The organism is Elusimicrobiota bacterium (assembly GCA_016788905.1).
GTDB lineage: Bacteria > Elusimicrobiota > Elusimicrobia > FEN-1173 > FEN-1173 > JADKHR01.
In genome coordinates, this window is the sequence record JAEURZ010000002.1 from 1 (window position 1) to 17,732 (window position 17,732).

Here is a 17,732-nt window from a genome sequence, read left to right on the forward strand (position 1 = left end):
CCAGGAAGAGTTTCGAAATAAGCTTCAGGCGGGATATGAAAAACCGACTTACGATGAAGCGAAGAAACGACTGCTGACGATCCGGGCAGAGCTGAAAATTGTCAATTTGTCAGCGGTAACGAGTTTGGACGAGGGGTTTGAAGAAACGTTGACGCTCCATCGGTTGGGGATGTTCGAGGAACTTGGAGTCAGTTTAAAAATCACGAATATCGTGGAGAATATTAACGGGCTTCTTGAGCGACGAACGGCACGGGTGACCCGGTGGAGAACGAGCAACCAGCGGCAGCGATGGGTGGCGACCGCTTTACTGGAAATCGAACCTCGCCTAAGGACCACCAGAGGCCATAGGCATTTACCCGCCATCAGGAGGGCAATGCGGATGGCTAGATTAAATATTCAGGATGCACGGGTAAAACAAGCAGCGTGAAAACCGTGGCCAATTTCAACTAAAAAAAAGATTGCGCCTCCCCCTGGGAGGGGTGTGGGTTCAATATCCACCCCGTGATGAACAACCCTGTAGATATGGGCTAATTTCGAATAGTCGCGTTTTTGATATTCACTGATGGCGGTGTAATAAACAGGGGGATGCCCCTGGCGAGGGTCTCGACTTTTCAAAACACAATCCAGTCCGCTGTTTTGGGCTTCGACGTGCAACGTCATAACGATGGGAAGGGGTGGATAAAACGTCCCGTCATAGACATGTTCCATCCATTCATGCATATGAACAATGTCCACATCTCCCTTCATGCAACGTTCCAGAGTTTTCCTGAGATGGTGGTCCTTCCGTCTGGCCCCCCCCGAATGTCCGCCTGGCAATAATCACCAAAACCCCGATCCACCGTTGTGTATTTTTCTCCAGTAACGTGCGAATCTGACGAACAAGCCACAATGGATCGGACCCCCCGCGAGACCAGTCCTTTATCGATGTTGTAGATAACCGTTTCAATGGGGGAATAGCCTTGATTGGTCCCAATAGGCTTATTCAATGTTCCCACATGCAATACGGTCAATTGATGACGCACTGCTTTTGTTTTCATCTTCATTTTGTCTGTTTCGGGGAACGCTTTTGAAAAAGCGCGAGGGCCCTATAAACTATTGCCTGAAAAGAAACTGGGAAATCACTTGGGTGAAGTTTTGAGGTAGATATACATGCACCCTACCATATGCAGGACCAAATAAATCAAGAAGATGTTTTTGAAAGGGGCCGCGCGCGGAATTTACGCTGTGGCCAGGGGTCGGCAACACCCTTCCCCTAGAACCTTTCTCCCTAAAGGAAAAAACGTATTCCAGGAACTCCTTTACCGGATTATTCTTGTCGGATCAGAACCGTGCCGCCAAACGGAATCGGTCTCCGGGGGGGGATACCCCCCGCTACCAGGTGACGGGAAAATAGTCTTTTAAGAATTGGCCGGAAAAATGGGTTCCGGTAAGGATGCCGTTAAAAAAGGGGTCACAGACGCGGGCCGCGCCATCAACAATGTCCAAGGGAGGCTGAAAGTCGTGGACCTCTTGCTTTCGGCTGGATAACGCGGCCGGGTCTTCATCGGTCACCCAGCCCGTATCAACAGAATTCATAAAAATGCCGCACTTGACCAAATCCTTGGCGGACGTATGCGTCAGCATGTTGAGGGCGGCTTTCGCCATGTTGGTGTGGGGGTGTCGATCTGTTTTCACGTAACGGTCGAATTTCCCTTCCATGGCCGAGACGTTCACGATGTGCTTTTGCCCAGTGTTGTCCCGTTTCATGAGGTGGGTCAGTTTGTTACAGAGGACAAAGGGTGCGATGGCGTTGACCAGTTGAATTTCGATGAGTTCCGCCGTCGGGATTTCCCCGAGTTTTTGGCGCCAGGTATTGGTTTTTCTCAAATCCACCTGCTGTAAATCCGAATCCAACTGCCCATCGGGAAATATTTCTTCCGGTTTAAGGGAAGCATCGTGGGTATAGGGAATTTGGGACAGTTGAGCGGAAGACGATAATCCCAGCCCATGGGCGGGCTGTTGCCAAGGGAGGGACCTGAGCGCCTTTTCCGTTTGAGAATGGAGGGGAAGTCCCAATCCCAATTTACATTCTTCAAAAGAAGAAAGAACCGATTGAAGGGCCGGGGACAATTCGTTGTGTCTGTAATTCTCCCGCGCGATGAGGTGCGCGTAATACCCGGGAGGACGACGGACGGTTTGGGCGGCGTTGTTGATCAGGATGTCCAAACGGCTAAACTGTTTCTCGATGTGAGTACAAAACAGTTCCACGCTGGGTGTATGGCGAAGGTCGAGCCCGTAAATATGGAGCCTATTTTTCCACTGTCCAAAATCAGCTTCCTGGGAAAACCGCAAGGCCGAATCCATGGGAAACCGGGTGGTGGCGATAACTTCGGCGCCGGAACGAAGGAGTTTCAATGTGGACTGGTAGCCAATTTTAACACGTGACCCGGTGATCAGGGCCGTCCGCCCTTTCAAAGAAGTGGTCTGAAACCTTTTTGAATAGTTCAGTTCGGCGCAGGAGGGACACAGGGAATCGTAGAAAAAATGGAGCCGTTTGAAATCGATTTTACAGACATAACAGGAGCGCCCATTGATAAGGTTGGTGTATTCCCCAGGGGACTGCCCCATCCGGGTCGGGATTTCCTGGGGCGCGGCAAATACTTTGTTCGTCCGTGCCGCGCGAATACCCGTGGCGGCCCGGGCCGCGCGCTCGTAAGTGTCGATGTTTTGCTTTTCAAGAACATGACGGAGATTTTTTCTCAAGCGATAAACGGTCTTATCCGGATGGGATAGCTTTCCAGTTACGGTAAGAAGAGCCTGCCGTTGCTCCTTAGGCACCTGAATAAATTCCTCATGGCTGGCCAGGAGTCCCTCAAGCAGGGCAATACATCCCTGGATTTCATCGTGGGTGTAGTGAGGCGCCGCTATTTTCTTCTGAGTCGTCAATTGAATACCATCCACCGAAAGAATGAACTGAGCAAACTCTGCTGGACCAAAAACTTTAGCCAAAATAACTGTGGGACAACATTTTTTACAGCGGACGATCCCCACACCCGAAGACAAGCCCTCCCTAAACGGTTAGAACCTCCCAAAGCCCCCAAGAATTAAGGGGAATGGGAGGTTCTATACGTGAAGAACTCAAATTGGGGTGAGTAACGGGATTTGAACCCGCGGCCTTCCGGGCCACAGCCGGACGCTCTAACCGCTGAGCTATACCCACCGTAAATTCGTTTCGTTTGTCGGGTCCACTCTTGTTCCTGCGGACGCTCCCTTCCGGCGCACTCAAATCAGACGATGCGCCTCCAGGCCGGGGCCCTCACCATCTCGGGCCCGTGGCCAAACTCGCCGAAGTTCGCAAATGGCCATTCAAGGCCATTTGACTTCGGCTGGCCACCCGCTGAGCTATACCCACCGTAAATTTATCTCGTTTGTCGGGTCCCCATTGCATGGGAAAAACCAGATCTTGATAGAAAGAGATTATACAACACCGTCGAGAAGAATGGGAGGGGTTAAACGATCCAGGGTTTGGCCGCGGCGAGGGCAAAATCTTTTGACGGAATAATCAAACCTCGCTCGGCCCGATACCACACATAAAAAACGGCCCCCGCCTCTTTAAGAAGCCCCGCCACGGGAACCGCGAACACCAACCCCCACACTCCGCCCAGTTGAGCACCACACATCAAGGCAAAAACAACGGTAACAGGGTTTAAATTGACCGCCCGTTTCATGATGAGAGGTTGAAGAACCCAACTATCAATGTAATGGATGAGCACGAATAACCCAACCACGCGTAGGGGTTCCCCGAAAGTTCCAAATTGGAAAATGGCGGCGAGGATCGCCACCGCCCCTCCCAATATCGGTCCAAAATACGGGATCATGTTGGCCGCACCCGTGGTAATCCCAATCAACGCGGCGTAATGGATTTCCATCATTTGAAGACCTAAAACGGTGAGTGCCCCAACAAGAAAGGCTTCCACGATCACGCCCCGCGCGTATCGACCAAATACCTCGCCAAATTTATTGATCAGGCTCAAAAACCGTTCCACCCAGGCCCCCGGACAGGCGTCCAACGCCATCTGGGCCCCCCGCGATCCTCCTCGGAGAAAAAAGAAAGCGATAAACGGGGCCAAAAGGAGATTGACCACTAATCCTAAAACAGACGTCACCACCGCTGATGAATGCCAGAAATTGGTTTGAACCCAGGACATCGCGTCCGTGATGGCCTGTTCAAGTATTTTTGTTTTTTGAAAATAGGGCCACTCGAATTCCAGAGAGGTTTGAACTTTTCGCATGGCTTGCTCTGCCTGATCCATATACTTGGGCCATTGGGCGTGCAAATCCGGCAAATCTTGCCAGAGAACCACAAGGCCCCAGTAGGTAAACACTGTGGTGGTTCCCAGAAGAGCAGCAAAAAGAACCACAACCGCTTTTTCCCGACGCACACCCCGGGTTTCAAGAAACGAGACCAGCGGGTTAAGAAGGTAGGCCAAAACCGCGGCCAAAACAAATGGAGTGATCACGGCTCGGACCGCATAAAAGAACCAGCACAGAGCCCCTAAGAGAAGCAACACAACAGTCCCCGATACGGGAAAAGAAGGTCTAGCCACCTTTGACGGAAACGGGGTCATTGGACCGGATGGTCCGGGGAGAGGGGCTGACGCGGCAACCGGCGTTCTCGCCGAAGTCGAGCGCTAAGGAGACGAGCGAGCGCGTGCAAAATCAATGCCGCCGCTCGAGGGGATTGAGCTCGCAGAATATCAAAGTGGTCTTTGTACATGACATGAAGGCGGGTCGTTTCGAGGGCCCGGCACGTGGCCGACCGGGGGAGTTCATCCAAAAGGACCATCTCACCAAAAAAATCGCCCGGCCCAAACTTGGCCACTGGCTCGGGAACCTCCGAGGTGGGATCGCGACGAAGAACTTCCACACTTCCCTCGGCCACGATAAAAAAGGCCCGGCCCAAATGCCCTTCCTGAAAAACCACATCCCCAGGCGCGTATGTTTTTTCCATCATCCGGTTGACCAGGCGCGCCAAATCCCACCGACCCAGATCTTTGAAAAGGATAATGTTGCGAAAAAAATGGATTTTTTGCCTGTGGACCGGATCTCCTAAAAATAACTCCACCGAAGCGCGAAGCCGGGCCCCCAGACGGCCCACCAATGTTCCGCGACGGGGGGCCGGAGAGACCCCGCGTCCCATCTCTGTTCGTTCAGCGTCAGTTCCCGTCATCCTTTTTATCCTCTTCTTCAAAAGAGGGGGAATCTTTTTTTCGGCGATGACGGAAGAATTGGAACAGGTTATACAAGAGGCCCGCGCCAACCACCGTTTTTTTGCCCATGGCGCCCGCGATTCCGAGCGCCACTTGCCCCAGGGATCCCGCCATTTCGCCCAGCTGGCCGATCTGGTCTCCGGTACGTTCCACCACACGTTCGACGGAACGAGCCGCTCGCTTTAATTGAAGAAGGACCACCACCAACGCCACCGTCCCCACCACAATGGAGAGAACGACCACGGTCAACAGGATTGCGATATAGAGTTCAAGAGACATGGGATCCTCGCTTTAGTATTGTTGAGATGCGATAAAATTTCAAGGAGAAGTCGAAAAGAACTCTTCTCTTATTTGTCGAAAGATCGGGTTCCCTTTACAGAAAACTGATCCGAGAGGTCGTCGTCTTGAATACGAACCCGGACTCGCGTTTCCCGGGGAGCTCTTCGGATGGTGGGGTCTTCATCCAGAGCGAACGCCTGGCGGTAAGCATGATTCAAGATGGGCCCCACCAACCCCGCCAGAGCGGCAATGACGATAGATTCTCCCACATGATGAAAAAGAGTGGAACCCTTGGACAGTTTACTGAAGAGGAGATAGCCCCCACAAACAATGAGGAAATTGAACCCATGCAAAAAAAAGAGACCAATCCGAATTTCTCGGGACAAATATTTACTACGTTCAAAAGGTTTAATAAACCCCTCCCCCTCATGAAGCGCCACAAAGGGCCCGAAGGAGTAAGGGATCGCTACCGCCGCCCCGCCGAGAGCCATCAGGGCCAAGAGGATCCAACCGGATGAAACAGAGAACGGCTCCGTCATTGTTTGGCTGAGCGGTTTCACCCCTTCCGGAAAAAAATGAACAAACCCCTCAACCAACAGATAAGCCCCACCCCACGAAATGGCCACGAGACTAATAATAGAAAACGTTACGGAAAAAAAATGACGAAGACTCAACAGATCGCCCAAGCTGGGTTTACCCCCATCTTGTGCTTGAGACGCCGCATGAGCCGAAACCACAAAGGGCCAAAGGAAGAGAAAAACCCCTTCCACCAAACGTTCCGAGAGGGTCGGTGAACCGTTTGGGGCCAGGAAACCCATCAGATAGTGGTGAACGACCCCCATCAATAATCCAATGGTTCCCCAAAGGAAATAATGGGAAAAAAAGGCACCGAACCCAAATCCCATGGCGTCCTGCATCGACAGCAGTCGAAAATGTGTCTTGTCTTTGGGTGGAATTCCTGGGGAGCCGGAAGAAACCGTCACGCCAGGGCCCGCCGAAGAACGGCAGGTGTGTTGCGGTGGAATGGCTCCAAATTAAAACAGTCGCCCAGTTCCCGGGAAGTTAACCGCTCTGAAACCCGCTCGTCGGCCTCCACAGCGGAACGAAACGGAGTTCCCTGGGTCCAGGCCCGTAACGCGTGGCCCTGCACAATTTCGTAGGCTTCTTGCTTAGGAAGTCCCTTCCGCGTGAGAGCAACCACCACCCGCTGGGAACACACGATTTCAGCGGTCTTGGACATGTTGGCTTTCATCCGATCCGGATAGACCTGTAACCCTTGAAGGACGCCCGTGAAACGATGAAGCATGTAATCCAATGTTACGGCCGCGTCCGGCAAAATGACACGTTCCACTGATGAATGGGAAATGTCCCGCTCATGCCAGAGCGCAATATTTTCAAGCGCGGGGGTAACATAGGAACGTAAAAGTCGGGCCAATCCGCACATGTTTTCAGAAGCCACCGGGTTCCGTTTGTGCGGCATTGCGCTCGAACCCTTTTGGCCTTTGGAGAATGGTTCTTCGACTTCCAACACCTCCGTCCGTTGGAGATGACGGATCTCTGTTGAGATTCGTTCCAGGGCCGATCCCACGAGCGCGATCGTTTGGATAAAAACAGCGTGGCGGTCCCGGGGAATCACTTGCGTGGAAGCGGGTTCTGGGGAAAGGCCCAAGCGGCGACACACCGTCGCCTCCACCGAAGGATTCAGATGCGCGAAATTTCCCATGGCCCCCGACAACTGGCCAAAGGCCACCTCCCCTCGGGCGGCGGACAAGCGACGAAGATTCCGTTTCAATTCCGTGTACCAACCGGCCACCTTAAAACCGAACGTGATCGGTTCCCCATGGACCCCATGGCTTCGTCCCATGAGCGGGGTGGTCGCGTGCGCGCGCGCCAACCGTTTCACCGGGACCATGAGCTTTCGCAGCCCTTCACTGAGGAGATCAATGGATTTCGTCATCTGGACAGCCAACGCGGTGTCCAACACATCCGATGACGTGAGACCGCGGTGCAGAACTTTGGCCGCCGGCCCTGCCCTTTCTTCAATTTGGGTGAGGAAAGCGATCACATCGTGCTTCGTGGTCGCCTCGATTTCAAGAATTCGTTGGACATCCACGCGAGCTTTTCGGCGCAAGATCCGAACCGCCCGCTTGTCTTCCGCCGTCTGACAATAGGCCTCCGCGGCCAACAGCTCAATTTCCAAAATGGCTTTCCACCGGTATTCGTCTGTCCAAAGTGCCGCCATTTCGGGTCGCGTGTAACGGGGAATCATGCGTTCTCCTTTTTCAAACCACGAATAAAATCTCGGACCGCTTCCGGATAAAGACGATGTTCCTCCACCAAGACCCGCGCGGCCAATGTGGCCGGCGTGTCCCCGGAAAGAACAGGCACCCGGGACTGTGCCAAGAGGGGGCCATGGTCAAATTCCTCGTCCACCAGGTGAACCGTGCATCCGGACTCTTCTTCCCGGGAAGACAAAACAGCCTCATGCACACGCGTTCCATACATCCCCTTGCCCCCAAATTTGGGTAAGAGCGAGGGATGAATGTTCAGGATTCGGCCAGGGAAATGATGAATAAAATTGGGCTCTACTTTCAGGAGAAATCCCGCCAAGCAGACCACGTCAACCCCACGTTTCTTCAACTCTTCCGCCAGCCGCTCAAAATACGTTGTTCTGTCGGAGAAATGTTTGGGTTCTAAAACGAATGATTCGATCCCCGCCCGCGCCGCCCGATCCAACGCACCCACCCCGGGTTTATTCGAAATTAAAAGATGAATTCGCGTGTCCGGAATATCGCCTTCGCCACACGCCCGCGCCAAAGCTTCGAAATTCGAACCACCACCTGAAACAAGAACCCCGAGACCCGTCACTTCATCTCCATCGCAATAGCATCGAGAATTTCGGACAACCGAATGATCCGCCTCTCTTCAACGTAATTGCACCACACGTTGCCCTTTCTCCACGCGCCCCACTTCATAGCACGGGGAAAGAAACTTTTTGACCGCGGCGGCTTTTTCTCGAGAAACGGCCAACACCAGACCGAGCCCCATATTGAAGGTGCGGTACATCTCCGCGTCTGCCACATCGCCCCGCCGACGAATTTCGTTAAACACAGGCAGCAGCGGCCAGGTGGCCAAATGGAGAACGGCGTTGCAGTTTCTGGGGAGGAACCTAGGAATATTTTCCACCAAGCCACCGCCCGTAATGTGGGCGATACCCTTGATCGCTCCGGGAAACTTCTTTAAGGCGGCCAGGGTCGGCTTGACATAAATTTTTGTGGGGGCCAGCAAAGCGGACTTCCATTTCTTCAAGTCGCCCCCACGAAAGAGAGCCCGCACCAACGAATACCCATTGGAGTGGACCCCCGAACTGGGAAGCCCAAGAAGAACGTCACCCGGTTTTATTTTATCGTTTCGGACGCGGTGAGCCCCATCAACAACCCCAACGGAAAAACCAGCCAAATCGTATTCACCCGGTTTATAAAACCCCGGCATTTCTGCCGTTTCCCCACCGATCAGGGAACAACCGGCTTGCTCGCACCCAACGATCATCCCTTGGATCACCCGTTCCGCCACGTTCACGTCCAAATGCCCTGTGGCAAAATAATCCAAAAAGAAGAGCGGCCGCGCCCCCGTGCAAATGAGGTCGTTCACGTTCATAGCGACCAGGTCAATCCCGATCGTGTCATGCCCCCCCAGTTCCTGGGCAATCTTAAGTTTCGTGCCCACCCCGTCCGTACAACCCACCAAGTAGGGTTTCTTCATCCCCGAAGGAAACGGAAAGAGGCCCGCGAAATCCCCAATGCCGGGCAACCGTTTCTTGATCCGGTCAACGAGGGCGTCCCCCGCTGAAATATCAACTCCTGCTTTTTTGTAGGTCCAACTTTTTTTCTTGGCCATCATTTGTCTCCTGCCCGCAGTTGAGTGGCTGTGAAAAGAGGTTTCAAGGTTAACCCGTCTTTGTTTAAATTTTCAGATCCCCCGGATTCCCGATCAATCACACAAAGCACCGTATGGATTCGGGCCCCTTGGTCGCGCAACGCCCGAACCCCATCCGTAACAGCGCCGCCGGATGTCACCACATCTTCAATCACGAGAACATTTCGCCCCTTAAAAGTTGGCCCTTCGGCCACTTTACACGTGCCATAGTCTTTGGCCTTCTTCCGAACAAAAATCACCGGCAAACCGGTTTCAAGGGAAAGGGCCGTGGCCACCGGGATGCCCCCCATTTCCAGCCCCGCAAGAATTTCTGTTCCCGTTGGGATGAGCGGCCGAAGCTCCCGCGCAATTTCTTTTAAGAGGTCCGGCCGAGACTCAAAAAGGTATTTATCAAAATATTCGGAAGACACCTTCCCGCTCCGGAGACGAAAAGTTCCTTTCAAATTGCACACAGAATAAACACGTGCCGCTAGGGCAGTCCGGTCCATGGTTTTCTCAGGAAGCATGACCCTTTCCCCTCCATTTTAGGATTTCCCGAGCCGTTCGGGCCGGATCGGATGCCTCCAAAATACTTCGCCCCACAACCAAATGGGTCGCCCCCGCCCCCCAAGCGTCCTGGGGTGTGGCCGTACGCTTTTGATCTCCCCCCACGTGACCCCCAAACTGAATTCCCGGCGTAATCAGAGGCAGCCGTATTCCCGCTCGCCGAAGAGTGGCCACCTCACGGGGAGAACACACCAACCCGTCCAAACCCACGGATTGGGCCAACCGGGCCAAACGAAGGACTTGAGCCAAGGGCGTCGCCCGAACACCCACCTCCCGCAAATCTTCTGCGCCCAAACTGGTTAACACCGTCACCCCCCAAACCAACGGTTTGGGGCGGGCGCGAACCGCCGCGATCATCACCGCACGCCCCGCCCCCGTATGGATCGTTACCGCCGTCACTCCCCGTCGACCAGCCGCTTCCACCGAGCGCTGAACCTGGGAGGGGATATCCAACCATTTGCAATCCAGAAAGATCTTCTTTTTTCGGGCCCGCAGCCAGGGGATTAAACCCGCATCTTCCAATGTGGCGGAAGGGGGCACCTTGTAGAAATCCACAACAGATCCCAGCTGGCGCACCAAAAGACGGGCCGCTTTCCCCGCCACATCCAACGCCACGATAAGCTCTTTCTTTTTCATAGGGCCTTTCCCACCGCTCCTTGTACCGATTCAAAACCACTCCGTGCCGTGAGGCGGGGGAGACGGCGCGCCACCTCTTTGGGGGCCACGGGCCCACCATAGACAAACCCCGTGTAAAGTTCCACTAACGACGCTCCCGCCAAGATTTTTTCTAAAGCATCTTCCGCCCGAAAAACCCCCCCCACCCCAATCAAAATGAGCCGGCCCCGGGACGCCTGGGCTATTTTCCGCAACACCTCCGTTGAGGAATTCCGCAGAGGCGCCCCGCTCAGCCCGCCCTCCTTGGGTGCCCCAGGAGGCAGACCCGTTCGATCCCGTGTGGTGTTTGTGGCCACCAATCCGTCAAAACCCGACGCCACAACGGTCTCCACGATGGCCGCGTAATCCGACTCGTCCGGGGAAACTTTGACAAAAAGGAGCGGTCGTTTCTTTTTTCTTACCCCACACAACCCGTCGGTCCGTTGCCGCAGTGATCGCAAGAGAGGTCCCAACACTTCCACCGATTGAAGAGAACGCAAGCCCGGCGTGTTGGGAGAACTCACGTTTACTATAAAAAAATCTCCGAAATCGAAAAGGCGATCCAAACAAAACTGGTAATCCTCGCTGGCTCGTTCCAACGGCGTGTCTTTGTTCTTTCCGATATTGATACCGAGGGGGATACTCCCCCTTGGAAAATGTTCCAAGCGACGGGCCATCGCCTCAACCCCCGCGTTGTTGAACCCCAATCGATTCACCAAGGCCCGCTGATGGGGAAACCGAAACAAACGGGGCCTGGGGTTTCCGGATTGAGGGCGCGGGGTCACGGTTCCCACCTCGATAAAACCGAACCCCAGAGCCACTAAGGACGGGAGAACCTCCGCGTCTTTATCGAAACCCGCGGCCAATCCCACGGGGTTTGAAAACCGAACCGCTTCCGCCCCCGTCCCAATCACCACCGCCCCACGGGGATCCGAAATTTTAAAGAAGGGTCCCCACCAGCGGGCCCAGGGGGCGGCCACTTTGAGCAAGGCCAAAACCAGCGAGTGGGCGATCTCCGGGGGAAATAGAAAAAAAAAGGGGCGAACGAACCCGCGGTAAAATAAAGCGATCAAGAACACTTAGGACGCGGTGGCGGCGCGAAGCGCTTCACGACGGAGGACCACACGGCCCTCCACCATCACCAAGTGAGGAAACCCGCGCAACGTCCATCCCAAAAAAGGCGAGTTTTGACTTCGCGAGCTGAACCCTGTGATCGTACGTTCTTCCATGGGGTTAATAATGACAATATCCGCCAGCGCCCCCTCCGCCAGGTCCCCCACCGGAAGGCTGAGGACTTTGGCTGGGTTCGTGGCCAACCGCCGAATGGCTTCCATCCAAGAGAGGTGTCCCGGTTCAATGAGCTGGGTCACGGTCAATGGAAGAAGTGTTTCCAGCCCAATGATACCGAACGGAGCGGCCGAAAATTCTTGTTCTTTTGAAGCCCGGGTGTGGGGCGCGTGATCCGAAGCGATGGCGTCAATGGTCCCATCAACCAATCCTTCAATCAAAGCGTGGCGGTCGTCCTCGGTGCGAAGAGGGGGGTTCATTTTCCCATGGGTGCCACAGCGGACGACCGCTTCTTCCGTCAACGTAAAGTGGTGCGGCGTGCAGTCAGCGGTGACGCGAAGTCCCTTTTTTTTCGCCTGACGAACGAGGCCCACCGTTTCGCGGGTGGAGATGTGCGTCAAATGAAGATGGGCCCCCGTGAGGCCCGCCAAAGCGATATTGCGCGCGGCGGCGATGGACTCCGACTGACGGGGAATTCCCCGATAGCCCAACCGCGTGGCGAGTGCGCCCTCGTTCATGACCCCATCGGCCATCAGTGATTTGTCTTCCGCGTGTTCGATCACGGTGATATCAAACATTCGGGCGTATTCGAGAGCCCGACGAAGGACCTGCGCGTCAGGGACAGAATTCCCATCATCGGTGACCGCCACCGCCCCGGCAGCCGCCATCCCCCCGATCTCCGCCAATTTTTCACCAGCCCGACCCAGCGTGATGGAACCCGACGGCCACACACGCACGTGTGCCGTTTCCGCGGCCCGTCGAAGCACAAAACGAATGCCCGTCCCGCTATCGATGGGGGGCTGGGTGTTGGGCATCGCCACGACACTGGTGACCCCTCCCGACGCCGCCGCCAGAGTTCCCGATTCAATGGTTTCGGCGCCTTCATTTCCTGGTTCACGCAAGTGGACATGAATATCCACCAAACCCGGGGCCACAATCATCCCTGCGGCGTCTAAAACCTGGGCACCAACGGGTGCTGAGAGCGATTTGTCGATCCGGGCCACTTTCCCGTTTTCCACCAGGAGGTCAAACACACCGTCCCGGTTGTGGGCCGGATCCACCACACGCCCTCCCTTGATGAGGAATGGAGCCGGAGAAGACGTTGGATTCATGAGAGCACCTTGAATGTGGTTTGCACGGATTTGGTTGTCTGTTTTTCCTCGGGAGGAACAGCCGGCAGTCCTTCTGGACCGGAAAAAAGGTGGAGGACCGCCATGCGGACCGCAATGCCGTTGGTCACCTGATCCAATATTTGAGACCGCGGCCCGTCCGCCACTTCGGATGAAATTTCAAGACCTCGGTTCATGGGGCCCGGATGCAAAACCAAACAGTCCGGTTTCGCTCCACGCAGACGTTCGTTCGTCAACCCAAAAAGTTCGGTGTATTCTCTGACTGTAGGGAAATAGTCTCCCTGTTGACGTTCCCGTTGCAGCCGGAGAACATTGATGACATCGGCCCCTTCGATCGCTTCAGCTAAATCAGTTGATACCGACACCCCAGAACCAAAGATCTCCGGAAGACCCGGAGGAATCAATGTCGCCGGTCCACAAACAGTCACGTGAGCCCCCAGTTTCGTTAACCCCCACAAATTGGACCGGGCCACCCGTGAATGAAGGATATCCCCAACGATGACGACTTTTAATCCCTGGATTTTTCTTTTCTTCTCGAGAACAGTAAAGATGTCCAAAAGCCCCTGAGTGGGATGTTCATGGGACCCATCTCCGGCGTTGATCACGTGGGCTTTCACCGCCTTCGCAATTAATTCCGGCGCGCCCGACGCCCCATGACGAACCACAATAAAATCCACTTTCATTGCCTCGAACGTTTTAGCCGTGTCCAAAAGAGACTCGCCTTTGGTCACCGAGCTGGTGGAGGTGGTGAAAGACAAGGTATCAGCGGAAAGTCGTTTTGCCGCCAATTCAAAGGAACTCCGGGTTCGGGTCGACGCTTCAAAAAACAAAAGCGCGACGGTTCGGCCGCGAAGAGCGGGAACTTTTTTAATCGACCGAGTGAATAAGCTTTTCATGGGCCGCGCCACATCCAAGATGTACCCAATTTGTTCAGCGGAAAGTTGCTCTAACCCTAGAAGATCTTTCATCGCTTTAGGCCTTTCCGCTCGCCCGGCGGAGACAACCAAATGGCGTCCTCTCCATCGATTTCGGTCAGGTGGACATCCACCCGCTCCTCCCGGTTTGTGGGAATCGTCTTCCCGACAAAATCGGCTTGAATCGGTAGCTCCCGATGACCGCGATCCGCAAGGACCACCAAATACACCCGCGCCGGTCGTCCGAAATCCATGAGCTCATCCAACGCGCACCGAATGGTGCGACCCGAAAAAAGAACGTCGTCCACCAGAAAAACGATTTTACCGGTAACATCAAAGGGCAGGTTGGTTTCTTGAACGACGGGATGCAGGGACGCTTCACCCGAATCGTCTCGATAAAAGGTGATGTCCAAACTTCCTACGGGAAGGGAAGGAACACCTTTTTGCTCTAATACCGCCGCGAGCCGATGAGCCAGAGGAACGCCACGACGTTGAATACCCACCACAACCCATTGGTTCTGCGGTGGGGGCACTTGGGACAAAAGGGACTGGGCGAGATGTTCCAGTGAATCCCGAACGTCCATTTCGTTATGGAGGCGTTTAGCGGTCATTGGCGTGCCTCCATTATCCAATTTTTTTCCGAAGGCCGATAGCGGAGGGTGTCCTGAGCGCGACCGCGCGAGGGGGGAGGGGGACTAAGAACGAGAAACGACGTTCGGAGAGGACCAAAACCGAACAGGGAGGGCACCCAACGCCATCAGGATAAATTGGGAAACAGAAAACACGACAATCCACGGAAAGGCTTTGTCCATGAACCCGTAGGAGTGGAGGCCGATCCCCAACATATTCACACCGAACCAGGAGAGGGCCGTAATCACATTACCGAAGATGGATAAGACCATCAAACCGCGTCGTCCCACGATTTTCCCCCACCACGCGTGAAGAATTAAGGCGTTCCACAAAACAATCATGAGGGCTCCGTTTTCTTTGGGGTCCCAACCCCAAAACCGGCCCCAGCTTTGGTCCGCCCAAATGCCCCCCAAGACGGTTCCAATGAAACTAAAGAATGTGCTGAAACAAACAATCCCGTAAACCATCCGGGTTATATTTTCGGCCGATTCTTCTGTAAAATGTTTGGTAAAAAGACCGCGGACAATGAACCCAATCGCCAACGCGCCCGAAAGAAAAGTGGAACTGTAACCGACCGTCACCGTCACCACATGGGTGGCCAGCCAAAAGTTGGAATCCAACACCGCGCGCATCATCTCCATGGTGTCCCCTTGCGCGGAGAGGTGAAGGGCAATGATCTGTGTCAAAAATCCAATCGCGGCGGCCCCCAGGGCCCCAATTCCATTTTTAAACATTCGTTCCAAAAGGATGCCAAGAAACACCGCTCCCCACCCAACGAAAATCGCGGAGGAGTAGAGGTTCGTCACGGGGGGTCGCCCTTGTAAAATCATTCGTGCCAAAAGACCCCCGGTGTGAAGGATGAACGCGAGAACAAGAATCCCCGACCCCGCCTGCCGGAACGCGGTGGGCCAACGAAGGAACGAACCGAAAACCAACAGGCAAACGACCACATACAGCACGAGGCTTTTGTAAAAGGGGTCATACTCGTTGAACATTCGTTCGCGATGGGCGTGGATCAAAGCGCGGGGAGCGGTCTTTTCCAACCAAGCTCGATATTCTAAAACGGTTGCGAGAAAAACCTCCGTGTCTTCCGCGCGATAGGCGTCTCCCAGACGGGACAACGCTTTGACCCCAGGGTGAAGAACAGGGCGATCGGTCCAATCCAACAACGCCTGACCATAACTCACCCAGGTGATCTCTGACTCCGGAGGGACGGGCAAGGGCATGAATTCGGCCCGTTCGGCAAGAGCGTGATAGCGTTCATGGAACGCCCGAATCACTTGGGTCGCTTCGGGTGCTTCTTTTAATTTTTTGGGATCGTCTCGATCGGCAAGAGCCGTTTCATAAGCGAGGACTTCTTGGGTTTGCTTGGAAACGCCGGGCAAGGCGGCGTCAGGATCGGCCAACTGAAGAGAGTTTTGCAGGCGCCAGTAAAGGATCACTTTCCCCCACAACCGGAGGACGGCCCCTTGATACCGGGACCGACGTTCCGGACGGACCTCTTCGGCCCGACCCGCCTGTTTTTGGAGTTCACCCAAGTGCGGTTGAAGGTCCAGGAAACTGTAGCGGCGTTGAGCGCTCTGCTGAATACCAAAGAGGCCGAGAACGTCGGGGTCGTCAATTTCAAAAACGGGGATGACGTCCGCCAAGGAGGGACGGAACACCATGTCCATAAGCCAACCTGTGGCCGTGATCCGTCGCTCATTCAGATGAACCGTTTGTTTTCCGGAAAGGACCAGCAACCCATTACGGGCAATGGAATCCAACGGTTTAACCCGACCTCCCGCCAATGCCGGAAGGTCTCCGAATAGCCGTTCCGAGGATCCCGAAGATCCACCGACCGCCACCAGCGCGTAGGCTAAAAAGACTCCCACCAAAGCCACGAAAAGGGAAACGAAACGAGTTTTCATGTTTTCTTCCTTCGAAATCGAAGGAGACCACCCAAAAATTGCCACCCCAATCCCAGAGAAACCAACACACACGCCACATAGGGTGTCAACCAGATGGGATTGTCAACGACTTGCAAGACCGAGAGTTGGTCTCCCTTCCCGAAACTGGCCTGATAAAAGGTAAGTCCTCTATAACGGAGGGGATGATTCATGTAGATGAGAACGTCCCGATCTTCTCCCCGTTCAACGTCTTTCAGATGAAGGAGGCTGGCAAAATTCTTCGGGATTTCCGTCCCCGGATAGCGGTCATGAGTGAAGTGCTTAAGATGCAACGTGAAGGGATAATAGGTGCGCTCCAAACGCATTTCCAACCGGTAGGTTTTTCCGTCAAACACAAAAGTTTGTGGCGCACCGATCCCCATGGAAACGAGCCAGACCCCCAAACTTTTCTCTCCCCCGTGGATCTCAACAAAAGCGGATACGTTGTCCATGAATTCGTCGGAGGTGACACGGGGGGCCTCCACCACGTTGATCCCCACCCCCACGCCCAGGGTGGCCAATGTTTTTCCCCCACGGCCCAAAACAGCGTTCGGGAAAAATTGTTTTACTTCAATGACGAAGGGGAGGTCTGGGTGTTGAATTCTCTTTTGGGATTTTAACAGGGCGGCGGGAATGGCGCGAACCACATCGCCGGTCGACGCGGACGTGTCGATCACCGCCAGTTCCGCGTCTCGGTAACTTTCGGAATAAGAGGCGGTTTGGCCCACCTCAATGGCCATCTGGCTTTCCCGCGCCATCATTTGGGTAAGCCCCTGCCCCAAAACCAAAACAAATAGACCCACGTGGGTCAACAACAACCCCACCCGTCGCCATTCCCAGAGAACCCGTGCCGTGTGGGAAGCAACCAAATTAAGAAGCCAGAGGAGCCCCAGGGTGTATCCCCCAGGAAAAACCGGGAGGAGCCCCCCTCCATTGAATTCATAAAAAATAAACCAACTGGAAAAATATTTCTTTTGAGCCAACCATGTGCCCAATTGCACTTGATGAATCGTGCCAAAAAAAATTAACACCATCATCAGACCTAAAATTGCTACCGTCAGCTCGATAGAACCCAACAGTCCCCATCCTTGACGAAACCAGAGTGAGAAGGGGGAAAAAGAGTTCGAGCGCGGAGCGGAGGGGCTTGGCACCTAATCCCTCCTAAAAGGAAAAATGGAA

General features: G+C 54.4%; 19 protein-coding genes and 1 tRNA gene. 1 reads left to right on the forward strand and 19 read right to left on the reverse strand.

Going from position 1 to position 17,732, the window contains the following annotated elements:
* Positions 1-427: hypothetical protein (locus JNK54_00710; protein MBL8022790.1), on the forward strand; the 427-nt coding region annotated here is incomplete at its 5' end.
* On the opposite strand, the gene JNK54_00715 is transcribed toward JNK54_00710, so the two are convergent.
* From JNK54_00715 to JNK54_00805, 19 genes are all read right to left on the reverse strand, one after another.
* A complete protein-coding gene (locus JNK54_00715) occupies positions 397-747 on the reverse strand; it encodes a hypothetical protein (protein MBL8022791.1) in 351 nt (116 codons plus the stop codon). The two genes, JNK54_00710 and JNK54_00715, sit on opposite strands and share 31 nt — an antisense overlap.
* Entirely contained in the window at positions 744-1,037 is a 294-nt protein-coding gene (locus tag JNK54_00720; protein MBL8022792.1) for a hypothetical protein, read from the reverse strand. The genes JNK54_00715 and JNK54_00720 overlap by 4 nt, the downstream gene beginning before the upstream one ends.
* A 334-nt stretch (positions 1,038-1,371) precedes the next feature.
* On the reverse strand, positions 1,372-2,907 hold the full coding sequence (locus JNK54_00725; protein ID MBL8022793.1) for an SDR family oxidoreductase: 1,536 nt from the start codon (positions 2,905-2,907) through the stop codon (positions 1,372-1,374).
* A 216-nt stretch (positions 2,908-3,123) separates the two neighbouring features.
* Positions 3,124-3,199 (reverse strand) — tRNA-His (locus JNK54_00730).
* 289 nt (positions 3,200-3,488) lie between these two features.
* Positions 3,489-4,607 (reverse strand): AI-2E family transporter, encoded by a 1,119-nt coding sequence (locus JNK54_00735; protein ID MBL8022794.1) that lies wholly within the window; start codon positions 4,605-4,607, stop codon positions 3,489-3,491.
* Positions 4,604-5,209 (reverse strand): cyclic nucleotide-binding domain-containing protein, encoded by a 606-nt coding sequence (locus JNK54_00740; GenBank protein MBL8022795.1) that lies wholly within the window; start codon positions 5,207-5,209, stop codon positions 4,604-4,606. The genes JNK54_00735 and JNK54_00740 overlap by 4 nt, the downstream gene beginning before the upstream one ends.
* Entirely contained in the window at positions 5,196-5,528 is a 333-nt protein-coding gene (locus tag JNK54_00745; GenBank protein MBL8022796.1) for a hypothetical protein, read from the reverse strand. Before JNK54_00745 ends, JNK54_00740 begins: the two co-directional genes overlap by 14 nt.
* A gap of 68 nt (positions 5,529-5,596) precedes the next feature.
* Entirely contained in the window at positions 5,597-6,511 is a 915-nt protein-coding gene (locus JNK54_00750; GenBank protein ID MBL8022797.1) for a hypothetical protein, read from the reverse strand.
* The gene (locus JNK54_00755; protein MBL8022798.1) at positions 6,508-7,797 is read right to left on the reverse strand and encodes an adenylosuccinate lyase; all 1,290 of its coding nucleotides are present in this window, start codon (positions 7,795-7,797) and stop codon (positions 6,508-6,510) included. Before JNK54_00755 ends, JNK54_00750 begins: the two co-directional genes overlap by 4 nt.
* On the reverse strand, positions 7,794-8,396 hold the full coding sequence (locus JNK54_00760; protein MBL8022799.1) for a phosphoribosylglycinamide formyltransferase: 603 nt from the start codon (positions 8,394-8,396) through the stop codon (positions 7,794-7,796). The genes JNK54_00755 and JNK54_00760 overlap by 4 nt, the downstream gene beginning before the upstream one ends.
* 57 nt (positions 8,397-8,453) lie before the next feature.
* On the reverse strand, positions 8,454-9,428 hold the full coding sequence (locus JNK54_00765; GenBank protein ID MBL8022800.1) for a phosphoribosylformylglycinamidine cyclo-ligase: 975 nt from the start codon (positions 9,426-9,428) through the stop codon (positions 8,454-8,456).
* Positions 9,425-9,952, reverse strand: a complete 528-nt coding sequence (gene pyrE, locus JNK54_00770; protein MBL8022801.1) for an orotate phosphoribosyltransferase — start codon at positions 9,950-9,952, stop codon at positions 9,425-9,427. The genes JNK54_00765 and pyrE overlap by 4 nt, the downstream gene beginning before the upstream one ends.
* Before the next feature lie 7 nt (positions 9,953-9,959).
* Positions 9,960-10,646: an orotidine-5'-phosphate decarboxylase gene (gene pyrF, locus JNK54_00775; GenBank protein MBL8022802.1), complete on the reverse strand. Its 687-nt coding sequence runs from the start codon at positions 10,644-10,646 to the stop codon at positions 9,960-9,962.
* Positions 10,643-11,737: a quinone-dependent dihydroorotate dehydrogenase gene (locus JNK54_00780; protein ID MBL8022803.1), complete on the reverse strand. Its 1,095-nt coding sequence runs from the start codon at positions 11,735-11,737 to the stop codon at positions 10,643-10,645. Before JNK54_00780 ends, pyrF begins: the two co-directional genes overlap by 4 nt.
* Positions 11,738-11,743: 6 nt before the next feature.
* Positions 11,744-13,063, reverse strand: coding sequence for a dihydroorotase (locus tag JNK54_00785; GenBank protein MBL8022804.1), 1,320 nt, complete (start codon positions 13,061-13,063; stop codon positions 11,744-11,746).
* Positions 13,060-14,049: an aspartate carbamoyltransferase catalytic subunit gene (locus JNK54_00790; protein MBL8022805.1), complete on the reverse strand. Its 990-nt coding sequence runs from the start codon at positions 14,047-14,049 to the stop codon at positions 13,060-13,062. Before JNK54_00790 ends, JNK54_00785 begins: the two co-directional genes overlap by 4 nt.
* Positions 14,046-14,606: a bifunctional pyr operon transcriptional regulator/uracil phosphoribosyltransferase PyrR gene (gene pyrR, locus JNK54_00795; GenBank protein MBL8022806.1), complete on the reverse strand. Its 561-nt coding sequence runs from the start codon at positions 14,604-14,606 to the stop codon at positions 14,046-14,048. The genes JNK54_00790 and pyrR overlap by 4 nt, the downstream gene beginning before the upstream one ends.
* A gap of 84 nt (positions 14,607-14,690) precedes the next feature.
* Positions 14,691-16,535, reverse strand: a complete 1,845-nt coding sequence (gene ccsA, locus JNK54_00800) for a cytochrome c biogenesis protein CcsA (protein MBL8022807.1) — start codon at positions 16,533-16,535, stop codon at positions 14,691-14,693.
* Positions 16,532-17,629, reverse strand: a complete 1,098-nt coding sequence (locus tag JNK54_00805) for a cytochrome c biogenesis protein ResB (GenBank protein ID MBL8022808.1) — start codon at positions 17,627-17,629, stop codon at positions 16,532-16,534. Before JNK54_00805 ends, ccsA begins: the two co-directional genes overlap by 4 nt.
* Positions 17,630-17,732: the final 103 nt, after the last annotated feature.